This window comes from Streptomyces sp. NPDC054956 (genome assembly GCF_053609185.1).
This window is the reverse complement of the sequence record NZ_JBSGXB010000519.1, coordinates 1-3,189: the sequence shown is the minus strand read 5'-3', so window position 1 is coordinate 3,189 and position 3,189 is coordinate 1. Positions and strand designations below refer to the sequence as shown.

Annotated in this window: 3 protein-coding genes; 1 reads left to right on the top strand and 2 read right to left on the bottom strand. The window is 70.1% G+C overall.

What is annotated here, in order from left to right; genetic code table 11:
- Window positions 1–143 precede the first annotated feature (143 nt).
- Both ACWGDE_RS37655 and ACWGDE_RS37650 read right to left on the bottom strand, forming a co-directional pair.
- Complete coding sequence (locus ACWGDE_RS37655) at window positions 144–470, bottom strand: antibiotic biosynthesis monooxygenase family protein (RefSeq protein WP_453393586.1); 327 nt, start codon at window positions 468–470, stop codon at window positions 144–146.
- Between the two features lie 14 nt (window positions 471–484).
- On the bottom strand, window positions 485–1,180 hold the full coding sequence (locus ACWGDE_RS37650; protein ID WP_453393585.1) for an N-acyl homoserine lactonase family protein: 696 nt from the start codon (window positions 1,178–1,180) through the stop codon (window positions 485–487).
- Window positions 1,181–1,375: 195 nt separating this feature from the next.
- Here ACWGDE_RS37650 and ACWGDE_RS37645 point away from each other — a divergent pair, with 195 nt between their 5' ends.
- Window positions 1,376–3,151 (top strand): MFS transporter, encoded by a 1,776-nt coding sequence (locus tag ACWGDE_RS37645; protein ID WP_453393584.1) that lies wholly within the window; start codon window positions 1,376–1,378, stop codon window positions 3,149–3,151.
- Window positions 3,152–3,189 lie beyond the last annotated feature (38 nt).

Here is a 3,189-nt window from a genome sequence, read left to right as displayed (position 1 = left end):
ATTTTTTAATGACCCGCCCCCCCCCGATATCTAAAAAAATTACTTGGTCGGCTGCGTCTGTTGTTTATAATAGACAGGGCCCGCACCGCGCCACGCCCCCCGGGGGATCTCCCCGGGCGGCCTTCGCTCGTACCCGAGGCCGGTCAGTCCTCGGACGTGATGCCGTACACGGCGTAGTGGCGTCCCCGGGAGCGGTCCTGGTAGGGCCGCAGCACCGAGGGGTTGTCCTTGTGGTCGGGGCCGAACTGCCAGGTGCGGTAGTGCTCGAGGGTCTCCCACTCGCTGTGCAGCAGGTACTCTCCGGGCCGGTCCACGTCCCGCAGCAGCTCGCTGCGGATCAGGCCGGCGATCCGGGTGCCGGCGCCCTCGCCGCGCACCCAGCTGATCTCGCGGTAGGTCTTCTCCAGCAGGGGCGCCTCGCCCTCGGGAGCGCGCAGGTAGATCACCACGCGAACGCGTTCGCCGCTCATGTTCCGGTCTCCTCCTACGCGTAGTACTCGGGGGCGACGCGCAGCGACTCCCACTGCTTGGCGTCGTGGCCGTGCACGATCAGGGCGTTCTCCTCGCGAGCGATCCCGACGAGCTTGCGGGTGCTCTCCCGGACCGTCTTCTCGTCCTGGTCGAACGGGAAGACCGGGCGCGTGTCCGGGTCCAGGGCGATGGACATGGGGATGGCGTCGACCGCCAGCAGCACCGGTCCCGTCTCCGGCAGGCGCACCAGCACCGACTGGTGGCCGGGTACGTGGCCACCGGATTCCAGCAGCTCGATGCCGGGCAGGAGCTCGGTGTCGCCGTCGACGGTGCGGTAGTTCAGACCCGGGACGTCCCACAGTCCCCGGGAGGCCGTGAGGCGGGGGTCGGTTCCGGAGCGGGCCAGGTCGTAGTGCTCGCGCTGGATGACGAACTCGGCGCCGGGGAAGGACGCGTGGAAGCCGGCATGGTCGGGGTCCAGGTGCGAGCAGACCACGTACGCGATGTCGTCGGTGGCCAGACCCAGCGCGGCGAGCGTGGTCACCACGTCCTGGCCCGCGGCCACCTTGATGCGGGCGTCGGGCGAGGGGTCGACGGGGGCGCCCGTGTCGACCAGGACGTTCACGCCGTCGTCGGTACGGATCAGGTAGCCCGGCACCGGCGCCCCCAGTCCGGCGATGACGCCAAGCCTCAGCAGGTACAGCCTCATGTCCGCGCATTCCCTTCCGGCGCGGCACGCGCCGCTGCCCCGGGCATCGTCCGCGCTCCTGCTCGACTCGCGATGGAGCCGCAGGCCGCGGGGGCCGCGAGTACGGCCGGAAGCGGACGGTCCACTCTCTCCACCGGGGCTCGAGCCGCTCTCGCCACAATGCTCGCGGCCACCCGTCTATCAAGGAGAGCCACCGTGACCAACGCGGACAACCAGCCGTATCCCGAAGGGGTGAAGGAGCCCGATCCGCAACGGTGGCGTGCCGCCACCGTGATCCTCGTGGCCATCGCCCTCGACCTGATCGACACAACGATCGTCAACGTGGCGCTTCCCGTGCTCCAGACGGATCTGGGAGCGGGCAAGGCCGCCCTCCAGTGGGTGGCCGCCGCCTACACCCTCACCTTCGCCCTGAGCCTGATCACCGTCGGCCGCATCGGCGACATGCTCGGGCGCAAACGGCTGCTGACCGCGGGCATCATCGCCTTCGTTCTGGCGTCGCTGCTGTGCGGTGTCGCGCAGAGCACCGAGATGCTGATCGCGTCCCGCGTGCTGCAGGGCTTCGGCGGGGCCATGGTGATGACCCAGGGCCTCTCCATCTTCCAGGTGGCGTTCCCGCCGAAGGAGCGGGCCGCGGTCTTCGGCCTGTTCGGCGCGCTGTCCGGCATCGCCGCGATGATCGGCCCGCTGCTCGGCGGCGTGCTGGTCAACGCGGACCTGTTCGGCTGGAGCTGGCGCCCGATCTTCCTGGTCAACGTGCCGATCGGCATCGCCGCTCTGATCGGTGTCGCGATGTACGTGCGCGAGTCCCGGTCCGAGCACATCAAGCGCCTCGACCTGGTCGGCGTCGCGCTGATCACGGCCGCCCTGCTGGCGCTGCTGTTCCCGCTGATCCAGGGTGCCGAATCCGGCTGGCCGGCGTGGACCTTCATCGCGATGGCCTGCTCCGTCCCGCTCTTCGTCGTCTTCGGCGTGTACGAGGTGCGCAAGTCCGCGCGTGACGGTTCGGCGCTCGTGGAGCCCAGCCTCTTCAAGGAGCGGTCCTTCGTGGCCGGTCTCGTGGTGATGCTGAGCTTCTTCGCGATCATCGCCGGTCTGTTCTTCCCGTTCACCCTCTACCTCCAGGTCGGCCTCGGCTTCTCGCCGCTGGCCTCCGGTCTGGCCACCATTCCGTTCTCCTTCGGCGCGATGATCACCGCTTCGTTCTCCGCGGTGCTCGCGCTCAAGATGGGCCGCAAGGTGCTCAGCATCGGCATGGTGATCATGGGTGTCGGCATGGTCGCCCTGATCTGGACCATCAACCACTACGGCGCCGACGTGGGCGGCTGGAACCTGGCCCCCTCGCTCGCGGTCCTCGGTCTGGGCCTCGGCTTCGTCATCTCCCCGGTCGTGGACATCGTCCTCGGCGGGGTGCCGGTGGAGCACGCGGGCTCCGGTTCGGGTGTCCTCAGCACCGCCGACCAGCTGGGCGCGGCGGCCGGTGTCGCCGTGATCGGCGTCCTCTTCTTCAACCTGCTCACCTCGCAGGCCGTGGCGGGAGCGGACGCCGCGCTGCCACAGCTGCGCAAGGAGCTCGCCGCCGTCGGTGTGGCGGCGCCCGCGCAGGAACAGATCGCGGTCAACTTCCGCGCCTGTGCGAAGGCGAGCGCCGAGGAGGGCGACACGGGCAAGGTGCCCGAGGCCTGCCAGCGGATCGTCCCGGAGAACGCCGTGCCCGCCGGTGCGGCGGAGCAGGTCGGCAAGGCGCTGGCCAAGGCTTCCGAGCGCTCGCGCGAGGAGGGCTACGCCAAGGCCACCGGCAAGGTGCTCTGGTACGAGGTGGGCATCATCGCCCTGGGCTTCCTGCTGACGTTCCTGCTGCCGCAGCGGCCCCGCGAGCCCGAGTGGGCCGGCGGCGACGAGGACGCCGACCTGCCCGCCCAGGCCGACGGAGCCGCGGACGGGGCGCCGCAGGCGGTCCGTACCGACGGCTGACCTTCGCACCGCCCTTCGGCCACAGGACCCCGGACCCG